Below are 15,058 nucleotides of genomic sequence, written 5' to 3'. Positions count from 1 at the left end.
GGTCCGCCCCTGGGCGGACCACCACCCTCATCGAGGACGCACCATGACTGCGACAGCCACCGCCACCTCCATCACCATCGACAAGAGAACCGCTCGGCGCGAACGCCCGCCCAGACGCGCCATCCGACAGCCGCTCGCCGAGCGCATCGCGCCCTACATCTACATCGCCCCGTTCTTCGTCATCTTCTTGATCTTCGGGCTGTTCCCCCTGCTGTTCACGTTCTACGTGGCCCTGTTCGACTGGAACCCGATCGGCGAGCAGACGTTCGTGGGCCTGGCGAACTTCGAGCGGCTCGTCCAGGACACGCGCTTCTGGAACGCGTTCGTGAACACCTTCGGGATCTTCCTCATCTCCACGATCCCGCAGCTGCTCCTGGCTCTCGGGCTCGCGCACCTGCTGAACCACGCGACCCTGAAGATGGCGAACTTCTTCCGCATGGCGCTGCTGGTTCCCTACATCACATCGGTCGCCGCGACAGCCCTCGTCTTCGCGCAGATCTTCGACAAGAACTTCGGGCTCATCAACTGGGTGCTCGACCTCTTCGGCATCCCGGCGGTGAACTTCCTGTCGTCGCAGGTCGGCTCGTGGATCGTCATCTCGTCGATGGTGATGTGGCGCTGGTTCGGATACAACACGCTGCTCTACCTCGCCGGGCTCCAGGCGCTCCCGCGCGAGATGTACGAAGCGGCCTCGGTCGACGGCGCATCGGGATGGCAGCAGTTCATCCACCTCACCATCCCGTCGCTGCGCCCCATCATCATCTTCACGGTCATCATGTCGACCATCGGCGGTCTGCAGATCTTCACGGAGCCGCTGCTGGTGGCCCCGGAGTCGGGGCTGACCTGCGGCGGCGGGCGCCAGTGCCAGACCCTCGCGCTGTTCCTCTACGAGCAGGGCTTCGGCCAGTTCGAGTTCGGCTACGGCTCGGCGATCGGCGTCGCCCTCTTCGTCGTGGTCGTCGTCGTGTCGGCGATCAACTTCTTCCTGACCACCCGCACCCGAAAGGCCCGATGATGTCCGACGCCGTCGACACAGCTGTGCCGCACCCCCTCGCCCCGGCCGCCCTGAGCGCGCCCCGCAAGCGTCCTCGGCGCGGCGGCGGTCGCGTCGGACGCGTGCCGTGGCCGGTCTACGTCCTGCTCGGGATCGCGGTCGTGATCAGCGTCTTCCCGCTCTACTACATGTTCGTGATCGCCTCGGTGGGGGCCTCCGCCGTCACCTCGATCCCGCCGCGCTTCTACCCCGGACTGAACTTCTTCGACATCGCGACGAAGGTGTTCGACACCGTGCCCTTCTTCCAGTCGCTGCTCAACAGCGCGATCGTCTCGCTCTCGATCGCGGTCATCGCGTCGCTGCTGTGCGCGCTGGCCGGGTTCGCCTTCGCGAAGCTGCAGTTCCGGGGCCGTAACGCCCTGTTCGTCATCGTGCTGCTCACCATGACGGTGCCCGCTCAGCTGAGCGTCATCCCGCAGTACCTGATCATCTCGTGGCTGGACTGGGTCGACACCCTGCAGGCGATCATCGTGCCCGGGCTCGCCAGCGCGTTCGGCATCTTCTGGATGCGGCAGCACATGGCGACCACCCTCAACGACGAGCTCATGCATGCGGCCCGCATCGACGGTGCGAACAGCTGGCAGATCTTCTGGCGTATCGGATTCCCGGTGGTGCGGCCGGCGGCATTCGTGCTCGGTCTCATCACGTTCACGTCGGTGTGGAACGACTTCATGTGGCCCTTCATCGTGCTGAAGTCGCCCGAGCTGTTCACGGTGCAGATCGCGCTCAAGCAGCTGCAGGCGAACCGCTCGATCGACCTCGCGCTGACGATGGGCGGATCGTTCCTGGCGACACTGCCGCTGCTCATCGTCTTCTTCGTCGTCGGGCGGCGTATGGTGGCGGGCATCATGGACGGGGCGTTCAAGGGGTGACGAGCACAGCGGCCGCCCCCATCCGCGTGCTGGTGTGGGGCGAGAACCATCACGAGAAGCACCACGACATCCCGCGCGCCCTCTATCCCGACACGATGCACGGGACCATCGCCGCCGGGCTTCGGCGACTGCTCGGCGACGATGCCGTCGTCGAGACGGCGACACTCGACGATCCCGAGCACGGTCTGAGCGAGGAGCGGCTCGCGCAGACCGACGTGCTGTTCTGGTGGGGACACCTCCTGCACCACGAGGTCGACGACGTCGTCATCGAGCGGGTGCACCGCCACGTGCTCGGCGGGCTCGGGTTCGTGGCGCTGCATTCGGCGCATTTCTCGAAGGTCTTCGTCCGTCTCATGGGGACGACCTGCGCGCTGCGCTGGCGCCAGGCGCAGGACCGCGAACTCGTGTGGACGGTCTCGCCCACGCATCCGATCGCGGCGGGTGTGCCGCAACCGATCGTCATCCCCGAACAGGAGATGTACGGCGAGTTCTTCGACGTGCCGCAGCCGGACGAGCTCGTGTTCGTCTCCAACTTCTCGGGCGGCGAGGTGTTCCGCTCGGGGATGACGTTCTTCCGCGGCCACGGGCGGGTGTTCTACTTCTCGCCGGGCGACCAGGACTATCCCGTCTACCATCAGCCCGAGATCCAGCTCGTTCTCGCCAACGCGGCACGATGGGCTCGGAACGATCGCCCCCGCGGCACCGCCCGGCTGGCGATGCATCGGACGGGGGAGTGGGACACTCCGCGCGAGTGGAACGGCGAGGAGCAGTCGTGAACGGAGACGCCCGTCGTGTCGTCGTGGTCGGGGCCGGAGCGATGGGGAAGGCGTGGATCGACACGGTCGCCCGCCGTCCCGATCTCGAGATCGTCGGGCTCGTCGATGTCGTCGTCGACGCCGCACGGACCGCTGCGCTCGAGCGGGGCCTCGTCGTGGCGAGCTTCGGCTCGGTCGACGACGCGCTCGCCGCACTCGGCGTTGACCTGGTCGTCAATGTCACGATCCCGCAGGCGCATCTCGAGGTGAGCGCGGCAGCGCTGCGGGCGGGTGTTCCCGTCCTCAGCGAGAAGCCGGTGACGCCGACCGTGGCGGAAGCGCTGCTGCTGTCCGCCATCAGCGCATCGACGGGAACCCTGATGGCGACGAGCCAGTCGCGTCGGCATTCCCGGGGGATCCGGGCCTTCCGTGATGCTCTCGTCGCCCTCGGCGGGGCCGAGCAGCTGGACGTCCGCTTCTTCCAGAACCCGCGGTTCGGGGGCTTCCGCGACGAGATGCCCTCGCCTCTGCTCGTGGACATGGCCATCCACCAGTTCGATCAGGCGCGATACCTGCTCTCGGGCGAACCCGTGTCGGTCTACTGCGAGGAGTTCTCGCCGAGCTGGAGCTGGTACCGCGGTGACGCTGCGGCAGAGGCGGTCTTCCGTTTCGCGGACGGGCGCCGTTTCTCGTACTCCGGCAGCTGGTGCGCCGACGGGCTGACGACGTCATGGAATGGCGACTGGCGGGGGAGCGCCGCCGGCGGATCCGCTGCCTGGGACGGTGAGACAGAGGTCGTGGTCCAGCCCCGAGAGGGCAGCGCGCAGGCCTGCGCGCTGGCGGACGGGGCCGAGGGACTGGATGCCGCGCTCGCCGAGTTCGTCGCGGCCCTCGACAGCGGTCCGGTGCCGTCCGGCGAGATCACGCGGAACATCGGCAGCCTCGCGATGGTCGAGGCGGCCGTGGCGTCCGCGGCCACCGGCGCCCCGGTCAGGTTCGACGACCTGTTCGAGCGGGCATCGGCGCGCGCCGAGGAGCTCGCTCGCGTCGGGGGCTTCGATGACGCGGCCGGCGTGCTCGGGAGCGACCCGCGCCGCGCGTCCTGACGGTCAGCCCGACGCCGGCCCAACGCCAGCCCGACGCCAGCCCGACGCCGGCCCGACGCCGGCCCGACGCCGGCCCGACGCCAGCCCGACGCCGGCCCGACGGAATGGTCGTGTCAGCGGCGAGTTGGCAGCCGTTTGCGTCGGCTCGCGTGCCGGAGGGGAGCGCGGGTCGTCGATGGTCGCCGACCCGACGTGAATGGTCGTGTCGGCGGGGGATTGGCAGCCGTTTGCGTCGGCTCGCCGTCGGGCGGGGCCGCGCCGCCCGACGGTCAGTCGAAGACGAGCAGGCGCGTGCCGTGACCGGGCACCGTCAGCATGACGCGTCCTTCGGCGATTTCGACGGGGTCGCCGCTCCACACGTCCGTGCACGAACCCGTCCCCGCGGCGCCGACCCCGAGATCGGCGAGGTGGACGACGAGATCCTGAGTGTCGTCGCCGAGCCAGAAGACCGCGCGGTAGGCGCGTGCGCCCACCCGCGCGCTCCAGATGACGAGGTCGCCGTCGCGCACGATCTCGCGCGACTCTTCGCCGTCACGCAGCGCGAGGACCCCGGCGTTGCGCAGGAGGTCGAGCGTCTCGGGCGGGGTGTCGGGGAGGTGGCCGCCCATCATCAACGGAGAGCGCATCATGCTCCACAACGTCATGACGGTGCGCTGCTCCTCGACCGTGAGGCGGCTCAGACGATCCTCGCCGACGTGCCCGCGCACGCCGATGCGGCCGAAGGGGAGCATGTCGGCATCCGCCCATGCCCCGCGCTGCTGGAACGGGGCCCAGCGGGCCGCGCGCTGGAACTGTTCGACCACCTGGGGCCAGTCGTCCCAGAAGTCGTCGGAGATCCGCCACATCTGACCGTGATCCCGGAGGGTGTCGAGGTGCGCGAGCGACAGTCGCTTGCCAGGCGACAGGCTCAGGACCATCGCCCGTCCCGACCGATCGATCGCGCGTGAGATCGCGGCGATCTCGGCCGTCTCGACGGGCGGGTAGAGCACGTCATCGAGCTTGACGAAGTCGACGCCCCAGGCCGCCAGCTGCGCCATGACCGAGTCGTAGTATTCCTGGGCTCCGGGCGCGGTCATGTCGACGCCGTAGTTGTCGGGGTTCCACACGCAGGCATTCGAGCGGTCGGCGATCGCGTCGCACGTCGCGTCGGGGTGACCCGAGACGGGCAGGGCCGCGTCTGCTGCGGCGCGCGGGACGCCCCGCATGAGATGAACGCCGAAGCGCAGGCCGAGCTCGTGGATGCGGTCGGCGAGGGGGCGGAAGCTCCCGTCCGCCGCGGAAGGGAAGCGTTCGGGCGCGGGCAGCGGCCGGCCCCATGCGTCGAGCAGCGGCCGTGAGACCTCTCGATAGTCGTGCGCGCCCGGATCGGGTTCGTACCACTGGATGTCGACGACGATCGTGTCCCACCCGAAGCTGAGCAGATGCTCGGCGGCATATTCCGCGTTCGCCAGGACCTCGGCCTCCGTCACGGACGACCCGAAGCAGTCCCAGCTGTTCCACCCCATCGGGGGTCGGGATGCCGCGGCCCGGCGCTCGGCGATCACGATGGCGTCACCGCCGCGAGGTGCACGACGGCCGCGCGATCGGGGTGGAAGGTCGGGAACTCCAGCCCGACCCGCGAGAGCACGGCACCCGCGATGACCGGGCCGGTTCCGGTCCCGCCACCACCGAGCGGCGGGCTCTCTCGGAGCCAGGCGGGAACCTGCCAGGGCGGTCCGAACGACTCGGAGCCGCTCACCGACACGCGGTAGCTCCGATCGATCGACAGACCGGGGAACCGGACGCGCGCGATCGTGTCGGGCGAGGTCGTCGGAGTGACGATCGTGAACAGCGCCTCGGACCGGTCGGGCGCGACGACCCCGCGCACCTGCGGAGCCGCGGTGTCGAGCTCGCCCGACCCGACGGTTCGCCCCGACGCGATGAGGTCGCGGTGCCGGCGGTACCGCGCGATCCAGTCGCCGAGGACGCGCCGGTCGTGCTCGTCGAGATCGCGGATGTCCCATTCGATGCCGAAGTGGCCGAGGAAAGCCACGGCGCACCGGAACTGCAGGTCGTGGGTGCGTCCCGTGACGCTCGACACGGGGGAGGCGACGTGCGATCCCATCATCTCCGGGGGCACCAGCAGGCCCGTCCACCGCAGGATGCCGAAACGGTCGTGCGGGTCATGGCTGTCGGACGGATGGATCCGGTCGGTCCGCTCGAGGATGCCCAGGTCGACCCGTCCGCCGCCCGAGGCGCAGCTCTCGATCTCGAGGTCGGGGTGACGACGGCGGAGTTCATCGATGAGTCGGTACACCGCAAGGGTCTGCTCGTGGACCGCGGGGGCGCCCGAGGCGGGGTGCCCTGCGGCGATGAGGTCGCGGTTGTGATCCCACTTGAGGTAGCTCACACCGACGTCCTCGATGAGCCCGTCGAGCACTCCCAGGACGTGGTCGAACGCGGCGGGCTGTGTGAGGTCGAGCACCTGCTGGAACCGGTAGCGCGGGGGAAGCTCGGGCCCAGCCCGCAGGATCCATTCGGGGTGCGCGCGGGCGAGGTCGGAGTCCTCGTTGATCATCTCGGGCTCCACCCAGAGCCCGAACTCCATGCCGAGCGCACGGACCTCGTCGGCCAGCGGACGGAGGCCGTCGGGCCAGGCGACGGGGTCGGGTGACCAGTCGCCGAGCCCGGCGCGGTCGTCGTTGCGCCCGCGGAACCAGCCGTCGTCGAGAACGTAGCGTTCGACGCCGAGCTCCGCCGCGCGGCCCGCCAGGTCGACGAGCACACGGTGGTCGTGATCGAAGTACACCGCCTCCCAGACGTTCATCGTGACGGGACGGGGGCGGCGTGAGGAACGCGAGAGTGCGCGCAGGTGAGCGTGGAAGCGAGCTGCAGCGTCGTCGAGACCGTATCCGTAGCTGCCGAACACCCAGGGTCCGGCGTACTCCTCGCCGGGCGCCAACCGGATCTCGCCGGGGAGGAGCGACTCGCCGCCCCGGAAGTGCAGGCGCCCGTCGGTGCGCTCGACGGTGTGCTCGTGGTTCCCGCTGAATCCGACGTGTCCGATCCACACCTCGCCGGCGTCCGCGGAGAAGCCGGGCGTGCCGACGGCCTGCACGAGCGTCGCGTCGAGGCCGGTTCGTCCGCGCCGGGAGGTGCGCGTGTGGTCGCCGCGGACGACCGGATGCCGCTGCGGGATGCGTTCGTGCCCCCACCGACCGGTGAAGTCGAGGACCTCCTGCGCCCATGTCGGCACCGGAAGGGCGACGGCGAGTGCCTGGACCTCGAGAGGCGCGGGGGTCGTCGCGGCGATCGCGGTGTTTCGGACTCGCGCGCGGGTGCGGAGGAGGCCATCGCGCGTGAGATCGATCTCTAGCGTGAGCTCGATCTCGGTGTCGTCATCGTCAAGAACCGCGCGGACCTGCCCTGCCCCCGCCGAGGTCACGCCTGGTCCGGCTTCGGTGCCATCGACGGCGAGCGAGCGCAGTGCGAAGCGCGGCGCCCATCCCGAGCCTCCTCGATGTGCCGAGAGCCCCGGCGCCCCGAACCACCCGCGGCTGTGCTCCGGGAGCACACTCGCGCGGTACGGAACGTCGGAATCGCCGTCGATCCCGCTCCTCCTCTCAGCTGCGACGAACGTGAGGAGGTCGGGCTCCGACGATGTCAGGGCCGCGCCCCAATGGACGATCTCCGGCATCCCATCATCGGTCGTCGCGATGACGACGGAGACGTCCTCGGCACTGAGGTGGATCACGCGCATGGAATCCATGCTCCTATTCTGCTGACATCGCTCGGGCGGTACAGTCAGAGATCGATCTCAGCACATCGAAGGAGATGGCACAACCATGACCACATCCGCTCTCGCGCCGGACAGCGTCCGGCTGCTGCCGGGTACCTACGATCGCCGTCGTCGCGTCAATCGCGACTATCTCGTATCGCTCGACGAACGCGCTCTCGTGCAGAACCACCGCATCGAGGCGGGCATCGGCGATCAGGCCTGGCACCTGAAGCCCTCGGTCACCCCGGGAGTCGAGAGCGGCTGGGGACGCCACTGGGGGTGGGAGACGCCCGGTGCCCTCTTGCGGGGACACTTCGTCGGCCACTGGATGTCGGCTGCCGCGCGCGAGGTCGCCGTCACCGGCGACCCGGTGCTGCGCGGCAAGCTGTCAGTGGTGCTCGACGAGCTCGAGGCCTGTCAGGACGCGGGCGAGGGATGGGTGTTCGGTATCCCGCGGACGTTCCTGCGCCGGCTCGCCGAAGGTCGCGAGGTGTGGGCGCCGCAGTACAACATCCACAAGACCTTCATGGGTCTGGTCGACGTCCACCGAGACCTCGGCGACGAGCGCGCCCTGCGTATCGCCCACCGTGCTGCCGGGGTGCTCGCGGAATGGGTTCGGGCGTTCGGGCGCGAGGAGTTCCAGGCCCTCCTCGAAGTCGAGACGGGCGGCATGCTCGAAGTCTGGGCCGACCTGCTCGAAGCCACCGGCGATGACGACCTCTACCGCGACCTGCTCGATCGATACGACCACCGGTCGCTCTTCGACGGTCTGCTGGCGGGCGAGGACATGTTGACCAACATGCACGCCAACACGACGATCCCCGAGGTGCTCGGCGCCGCACGGGCGTTCGAGGTCACCGGCGAGGAGCGCTGGCGCCGCATCGTCGAGGCGTACTGGGACTGGGCCGTCGCCCGCCGCGGGACCTTCTGCACCGGGGGACAGACCTCGGGCGAGATCTGGACGCCGCCGTTCTCCTTCGCTGCACGGCGAGGCGCGAAGACGCAGGAGCACTGCGCGGTCTACAACATGATCCGGCTCGCGGACGTGCTCTACCGATGGACCGGTGATGCGTCGTACCTCGATTACATCGAGGCGAATCTGGTCAACGGCATCCTCGCGCAGCAGCATCCCGGCACCGGCATGGTGAGCTACTTCCTGCCGCTGCAGAGCGGAGCACGCAAGGAGTGGGGATCGCCCACGGAGGATTTCTGGTGCTGCCACGGCACGCTCGTGCAGGCGCACACGCGCCACGCGTCGCTGGCGGTGTACGCCGACGCCGAAGCCGTCACGATCGCTCAGTACATCCCCGTCCGCGCCGACATCGACACGCCATCCGGCGAACTCGCGGTCGAGGTGCGCACCCTCGACGACGCGCTGTACGTCGGTCCCGATGCAAACGCGGGCCCCGGCGGATCGACGCATCGGCCGCACGCGCTGCGGGTCTCGGTCGTGATCGAATCAGCGCCGACGGTGAGCGGTCGCGTGCGGATGCGCGTGCCCGCCTGGACCGTGGGTGACGTGGATGTCCGGTCGGAAGCGGCCGCGGTGCACCGTGATCGCTTCATCGAGATCGATCATCCCGGCGGGCGAACCGAGGTCGAGCTGGGTTTCGGATTCGAGCTGCGGACGGTGCCGCTTCCCGACGAGCCCGCCACCGTCGCCTTCGTCGAGGGTGGCGTGGTCCTCGCGGGGCTCGTCGACCGGGAGACGCCGCTCGTCGGCGACGTCTGCGACCCGACGACGCTGCTCGCGGCGGACGACGAACGCCAATGGTCGCAGTGGCTCACGCGGTACCGCAGTGTCGGGCGCTCGGCCGGCATCCGTTTCGTGCCGCTGAACGAGGTCGTCGACGAGCGTTTCGCGGTCTACTTCCCGGTCGTCACGCCCGCGTGAGCCGCCTCGGCGGCACGGCCGGTCAGCGCGGGCGGCCGGTCGAGCCGCGGGCTACGAGGACCGTCGGCAGCTCGACCACTTCGTCGGCGAGCTGTGCACCGCCGGCCATCTGCGCCAGGAGCGTGACGGCCGCGGCCGCCATCTCGCGGATGGGCTGGCGGATGGTGGTGAGCGGGGGGTGCAGCCACCGCGCCCCGCGTACGTCGTCGTACCCCACGACGAGGACGTGGCGCCCCACGGCGAGTCCCGCTTCGGCGATGGCCCGGTAGGCGCCGGCGGCCATCTCGTCGGAGCAGGCGAACAGCCCGATGGGACCGTCGCCGCCGAGGTCGTCGAGCGCTGCGGCGCATGCCCGCCGCGCGTCCGCCGCGCCCCAGTCAGCCGTCGTCAGAACGCGAGGCGCCCCCGGCGCCGCCTCGTCGAGCGCCGAGAGGAAGCCCTCGATCCGCGCGCGGCCGTACCGGTACGACGGTGCCCCGCCGATCACGATGAAGCGGCGGGCGCCCTGTGCGAGGAGATGCTCGGCCGCCGCCGAGCCGCCCGCGTGATCGGTGTTCCGCACGCTCGGCACATGCTGGGTGGTACCCGACGGCGGCTCGAGCAGCACGACGGGGATGCCGGCGCCGTGCATGATCTCCAGCTGCGCCGTCGTGGGAAGGATGAGACCGAGCACGACCCCCGCCGACCCTCGGGAGCGGATGCGGGCCGGCCAGTCGTCATCGGGATCGTCGCGCTCGGCGGTGAGGACGAGATCGTAGTTCAGGCGCGAGGCCGCGGTGTGCGCGCCCGCGACGACCTCGTCGGTGTAGGGGTCGTGGAAATGGCCGAGAACCAGATCGAAGATGCGAGACGTCCCGCCGCGGGGTCGGCCCCGCGGGGTGCCGTTGCGCGCGTAGCCGAGCTGCTCGGCGGCTGCGAGCACGCGTGTACGGGTCTCGGGCGACAGCTCGCCGCGACCGCGCAGCGCCCGCGAGACGGTCGCCACGCTGACCCCGGCTGCTGCGGCGACGTCGGTGAGGCTCGGGCGGGTAGCGGGCATATTCCCTATTTTGCGCAAACCGCGCCGTCCGCGTCGAGAGGCTGTGACATCGTGGTCCGCGATCACACGCACCGGTGCGGAGGGAGACGAGGATGTCGAGACGATTGCGCATCGCGATCATCGGAACCGGGTTCATGGGACGGATGCACGCGCACGCCTGGCGCACCGCTCCGCGCTTCTTCGACCTTTCGATCGAGCCGGAGGTCGTCGTGCTCGCGGGAAGCGACGCGCAGCGCGCCGCCGACGCCGCGTCACGCTTCGGTATCGCCGAGTCGAGCGACGACTGGCGCAGCGTCATCGCACGCGACGACATCGACGCCGTCGACATCTGCACCCCCGGCGACACCCATGCCGAGATCGCGCTCGCCGCGCTCGACGCCGGTCTGCACGTGCTGTGCGAGAAGCCGCTGGCCAACGACGTCGCCGACGCCGATCGGATGACGGATGCCGCCGCTGCTGCGGCCTCGCGCGGAGTCGTCGCCATGTGCGGCTTCAGCTACCGCCGAACGCCCGCCCTCGCTCTGGCGCGACGCTTGATCGAAGAAGGACGCATCGGCCGGATCCGGCACGTGCGCGCGCAGTACCTGCAGGACTGGCTCACCGATCCGGACGCGCCGTTCACCTGGCGCCTCGATCGCGAACGCGCGGGATCGGGCGCGCTCGGCGACATCGGCGCGCACAGCATCGACACCGCCCAGTGGCTCACGGGAGCGCGCATCACGAGCGTCTCGGGCGTCCTGCGCACCTTCGTCGACGAGCGCCCCGTCCTCGACGAACGCGTCGGGCTCGGCGGTCGTGCGGGTGCCGGTGCCGCGACCGAGCACGTGACCGTCGACGACGCCGCGGCGTTCACGGCATCCTTCTCCGATGGTGCGCTCGGCGTCTTCGAGGCGACGCGCATGGCCACGGGACACCGCAACGCCAACCGCATCGAGATCAGCGGTGACCGCGGAGCGGTCGCCTTCGACTTCTCACACCTGAACGACCTGCTCTTCGCCGACGCGACACTGCCCGCCGGTGAGCAGGGTTTCCGGCGCATCGACGCTACCGAGCCCGAGCATCCCTACGCAGGAGCCTGGTGGCCGGCGGGACACGGGCTCGGATACGAGCACCTGTTCACGCATCAGAGCGTCGACTTCGTCCGTGCCGTCGCGGGCGAGGTCGAGGCGCATCCGTCGTTCGCCGAAGCGGCGCAGGTGCAGCGCGTCCTCGCGGCGGTCGAGGAGAGCGCGTCAACCGACAGCAGAAGCATCCGAGTGGAAGGGGTCAGCTCATGACCGCGAGACAGGCGCTCATCGTCCGAGGCGGATGGGAAGGGCACAAGCCCGTCGAGGCCACGAACCTCTTCGTCCCGTTCCTCGAGGAGAACGGCTTCGAGGTCCGCATCGAAGAGGACAACGAGGTCTACACCGACCGCGCGACGATGGAGCGCACCGACCTGATCGTGCAGTCCGTCACAATGTCGAAGATCTCGCGCGAGGCCTTCGCGGGCCTGCGCGACGCGGTCGAGCGGGGAACCGGACTGGCGGGCTGGCACGGCGGCATCGCCGACTCGTACCGCGACAACTCCGACTACCTCCAGCTCATCGGCGGACAGTTCGCGACGCACCCCGCGAAGCACCCCGACGCCCGCGTCGGCGACGAGACCGACAACTACCTCTGCTACACCGTCGACCTCACCGAGGCGGGTCGCCGCTCGGAGATCATGGCCGGTCTCGAAGACTTCACGCTGCGCACGGAGCAGTACTGGGTGCTCTCCGACGACCTCAACGACGTGCTCGCGACGACGACGCATCCCGTGCAGCCCTACCACCCGTGGCACCGCCCCATCACCTCGCCCGCCGTCTGGACGCGCGAGTGGGGACAGGGCCGCATCTTCGTCGCGACGCCGGGGCACAGCCTCGTCGTGCTGCGCGACGTCAACGTCCGCACCATCATCGAAAGGGGGATGCTGTGGGCGAGCCGCACGGCATCGGTGTAGTCGGCCTCGGGGTCATCTCGGGCCAGTATCTCGAGACGCTGGGCGATCACCCCGCCGTCCGTATCGCGGCGGCGGCAGACCTCGACGCCGACCGCGCCCAGGCGGTCGCCGAGAGGTTCCCCGGTGCCCGTGCCCTGTCGGTGGCCGAGCTCGTCGCTGACCCAGCCGTGCAGACCGTGCTGAACCTGACGATTCCCGCGGCGCACGGCGAAGTGGCGCGTGCCGCGCTCGCCGCCGGCAAGAACGTCTACGGCGAGAAGCCGCTGGCCGCCACGTTCGACGAAGCGCTCGGCGTCATGGCCGGCGCGAACGGCGCGTGGGTCGGTGGCGCCCCCGACACCGTGCTCGGGTCCGGTGTGCAGACCGCGCGAGCGGTCGTGGATGCCGGTGAGATCGGCCGACCGGTCGCAGCCGTCGCGACGTGGCTGTCGTCGGGCCATGAGGCCTGGCACCCGCATCCCGACTTCTACTACCGCGAGGGCGGCGGGCCGCTCTACGACATGGGGCCGTATTACCTCACCGCGCTGTTCCACGTGCTGGGGCCCGTCGTCAGCGTGTCGGGTGCGTCGTCGCGATCGCGCGATGAGCGCACGATCGGCTCGGGCCCGCGAGCGGGGGAGCGCATCCCCGTCGAGATCGACACGCATGTCACCGGTGTGCTGGAGCACGCCGGCGGTGCGGTGTCGACGGTCACCTTCAGCTTCGACGCCGCCGCGACGCACGCCGCGCCGATCGAGGTGCACGGTGAGAGCGCGTCGCTGACCCTGCCCGACCCCAACTTCTTCGACGGCGACGTGACCCTGCGTCGACCGCGTGCCGGGGAGTGGACGGCGATCGCACCGCGCGCGGGATACCGCGGCGCGGGTCGCGGTATCGGGGTTTTCGACTTCGTGCGCGGGGGCCCGGGCGCCGGACGTGCGAGCGGCGAGGTCGCCCTGCACGTCCTCGAGATCATGAGCGCCCTCACCCGATCGGCCCGAGACGGCCGCCGCATCACCCTGACCACGACCGCGGAGCGTCCTCCGCTGGTCCCGCTCACCGAGCACGAGCACTGGAGAACCACATGACCTCGTCCGCCCGTGCGGTCATCGACCTCGACGTCGTCGGCGATCGCATCAGCCGCCACATCTACGGGCACTTCGCCGAGCACCTCGGCCGCTGCATCTACGACGGATTCTGGGTCGGCGAGGATTCGGCGATCCCCAACATCCGCGGCATCCGGACCGACATCGTCGAAGCGCTCCGCGCGCTCGACATCCCGAATCTGCGCTGGCCGGGCGGATGCTTCGCCGACACGTACCACTGGCGCGACGGCATCGGTCCGCGCGAGCAGCGGCCGAAGATCGCCAACACGAACTGGGGCGACGTCGTCGAGAGCAACCACTTCGGAACCCATGAGTTCATGGACCTGTGCGACTTGCTCGGCACCGAGGCCTACGTCAACGGCAACGTCGGCAGCGGCACGGTGCAGGAGATGTCGGAGTGGGTCGAATACCTCACGCGCGACGACGACAGCCCCATGGCGCGTCTGCGCCGCGAGAACGGACGTGACGAGCCCTGGCGCGTGCCGTTCTGGGGCATCGGCAACGAGCCCTGGGGGTGCGGGGGCAATCTGTCACCGGAGTTCTATGCGGAAGAGGCGCGGCGCTACGCGACCTACTGCCACGACCACGGCGAGAACACGTTGACGCTGATTGCCGCCGGTGCCAACGAGGACGACTTCGAGTGGACGCGCGTGCTGGTGAAGTCGCTCGTCGAATCGCACGCCGCGAACCTGTACGACAAGCACCCGTACCAGGCGATCTCGTTCCACTACTACACGCACACCGGATCGGGCATCAACCGCGAGGACGCGACGACCTTCACCGACGCGCAGTTCTACGACACGATGGCCTACGCGCTCGACTTCGAGCGGGTCGTGCGCGGGCACGTCGCGGTCATGGACTCGTACGACCCCGACAACCGGGTGAGCCTCGTCTGCGACGAGTGGGGCACGTGGTGGAACGCCGAGAAGGGGACGAACCCGGGCTTCCTGTTCCAGCAGAATACGATCCGCGACGCGCTCGTGGCCGGCATCCACTTCGACATCTTCCACCGCTATGCGCGGCGCATCTCGATGGCCAACATCGCCCAGACCGTCAACGTGCTGCAGGCGATGATCCTCACCGACGGCGACAAGCTCGTCCTCACCCCGACCTACCACGTGTTCGAGATGAACAAGGGGCACCAGGACGCCCGAGCGCTCGGCGCTCACATGCTCGACGCCCCGACCACGGCGGCGCGAGGCGGGGAGCTGCCGTTGGTGTCGATGTCGGCCTCGACGAAGGAGGGGTCGGCGCTCATCTCGCTCACCCATCTGTCGGCGGATGAGGAGTGCGAGGTGCGCATCGACCTGCGCGGCCGCGGTGCCCGCGTGACGCGAGCCCGTGTACTGGGAGCCGACAGCGCCACGACGTTCAACGATGCCGACGTCCCCGACCGTGTCGAGCCGCGGCCCCTCGCGACCGCCCTCGACGACGGTGAGCTGGTCGTGACGATGCCGCCGCACTCGTTCGCGACCGTCGAGCTGGCGCTGGACTGATCGCGCGGGACCGGCGCGC

12 protein-coding genes are annotated in these 15,058 nt (G+C 69.8%); 9 read left to right on the top strand and 3 right to left on the bottom strand.

Features of this window, described 5'->3' with window-relative positions; translation table 11 throughout:
- Positions 1-43: 43 nt before the first annotated feature.
- The 4 genes from ACU6RU_RS10050 to ACU6RU_RS10035 are packed head-to-tail and all read left to right on the top strand — an operon-like array spanning position 44 to position 3,787.
- Positions 44-1,015, top strand: a complete 972-nt coding sequence (locus ACU6RU_RS10050; protein WP_120264851.1) for a carbohydrate ABC transporter permease — start codon at positions 44-46, stop codon at positions 1,013-1,015.
- Positions 1,012-1,926 carry a carbohydrate ABC transporter permease gene (locus ACU6RU_RS10045; RefSeq protein ID WP_259455381.1) on the top strand — a complete coding sequence of 305 codons (915 nt, stop codon included), beginning with the start codon at positions 1,012-1,014 and terminating at the stop codon, positions 1,924-1,926. The genes ACU6RU_RS10050 and ACU6RU_RS10045 overlap by 4 nt, the downstream gene beginning before the upstream one ends.
- On the top strand, positions 1,923-2,702 hold the full coding sequence (locus ACU6RU_RS10040; RefSeq protein ID WP_446726455.1) for a ThuA domain-containing protein: 780 nt from the start codon (positions 1,923-1,925) through the stop codon (positions 2,700-2,702). Before ACU6RU_RS10045 ends, ACU6RU_RS10040 begins: the two co-directional genes overlap by 4 nt.
- Positions 2,699-3,787 carry a Gfo/Idh/MocA family protein gene (locus ACU6RU_RS10035; RefSeq protein WP_183045405.1) on the top strand — a complete coding sequence of 363 codons (1,089 nt, stop codon included), beginning with the start codon at positions 2,699-2,701 and terminating at the stop codon, positions 3,785-3,787. The genes ACU6RU_RS10040 and ACU6RU_RS10035 overlap by 4 nt, the downstream gene beginning before the upstream one ends.
- Before the next feature lie 269 nt (positions 3,788-4,056).
- Here the strand turns inward: ACU6RU_RS10035 and ACU6RU_RS10030 are convergent, their stop codons facing one another.
- A complete protein-coding gene (locus ACU6RU_RS10030) occupies positions 4,057-5,331 on the bottom strand; it encodes a glycoside hydrolase family 27 protein (RefSeq protein ID WP_446726454.1) in 1,275 nt (424 codons plus the stop codon).
- On the bottom strand, positions 5,328-7,535 hold the full coding sequence (locus ACU6RU_RS10025; protein ID WP_446726453.1) for an alpha-galactosidase: 2,208 nt from the start codon (positions 7,533-7,535) through the stop codon (positions 5,328-5,330). Before ACU6RU_RS10025 ends, ACU6RU_RS10030 begins: the two co-directional genes overlap by 4 nt.
- 76 nt (positions 7,536-7,611) lie before the next feature.
- On the opposite strand from ACU6RU_RS10025, the gene ACU6RU_RS10020 reads away from it, so the two are divergent.
- Positions 7,612-9,438, top strand: a complete 1,827-nt coding sequence (locus tag ACU6RU_RS10020) for a beta-L-arabinofuranosidase domain-containing protein (protein WP_446726452.1) — start codon at positions 7,612-7,614, stop codon at positions 9,436-9,438.
- A gap of 22 nt (positions 9,439-9,460) precedes the next feature.
- Here the strand turns inward: ACU6RU_RS10020 and ACU6RU_RS10015 are convergent, their stop codons facing one another.
- On the bottom strand, positions 9,461-10,477 hold the full coding sequence (locus ACU6RU_RS10015) for a LacI family DNA-binding transcriptional regulator (RefSeq protein ID WP_120264858.1): 1,017 nt from the start codon (positions 10,475-10,477) through the stop codon (positions 9,461-9,463).
- Positions 10,478-10,569: 92 nt separating this feature from the next.
- Between ACU6RU_RS10015 and ACU6RU_RS10010 the strand changes: the two genes are divergently transcribed.
- The 4 genes from ACU6RU_RS10010 to ACU6RU_RS09995 are packed head-to-tail and all read left to right on the top strand — an operon-like array spanning position 10,570 to position 15,039.
- Positions 10,570-11,754, top strand: coding sequence for a Gfo/Idh/MocA family protein (locus ACU6RU_RS10010; RefSeq protein ID WP_289329901.1), 1,185 nt, complete (start codon positions 10,570-10,572; stop codon positions 11,752-11,754).
- Complete coding sequence (locus tag ACU6RU_RS10005; protein ID WP_120264860.1) at positions 11,751-12,458, top strand: ThuA domain-containing protein; 708 nt, start codon at positions 11,751-11,753, stop codon at positions 12,456-12,458. The genes ACU6RU_RS10010 and ACU6RU_RS10005 overlap by 4 nt, the downstream gene beginning before the upstream one ends.
- Positions 12,431-13,525 (top strand): Gfo/Idh/MocA family protein, encoded by a 1,095-nt coding sequence (locus ACU6RU_RS10000; RefSeq protein WP_446726451.1) that lies wholly within the window; start codon positions 12,431-12,433, stop codon positions 13,523-13,525. The genes ACU6RU_RS10005 and ACU6RU_RS10000 overlap by 28 nt, the downstream gene beginning before the upstream one ends.
- Positions 13,522-15,039: an alpha-N-arabinofuranosidase gene (locus ACU6RU_RS09995; protein ID WP_446726450.1), complete on the top strand. Its 1,518-nt coding sequence runs from the start codon at positions 13,522-13,524 to the stop codon at positions 15,037-15,039. Before ACU6RU_RS10000 ends, ACU6RU_RS09995 begins: the two co-directional genes overlap by 4 nt.
- The last annotated feature ends 19 nt before the right edge of the window (positions 15,040-15,058 follow it).

The organism is Microbacterium sp. F1-18, assembly GCF_052921305.1.
The sequence above is the reverse complement of the archived record's forward strand: the minus strand, read 5'-3'. Positions and strand labels throughout refer to the sequence as shown.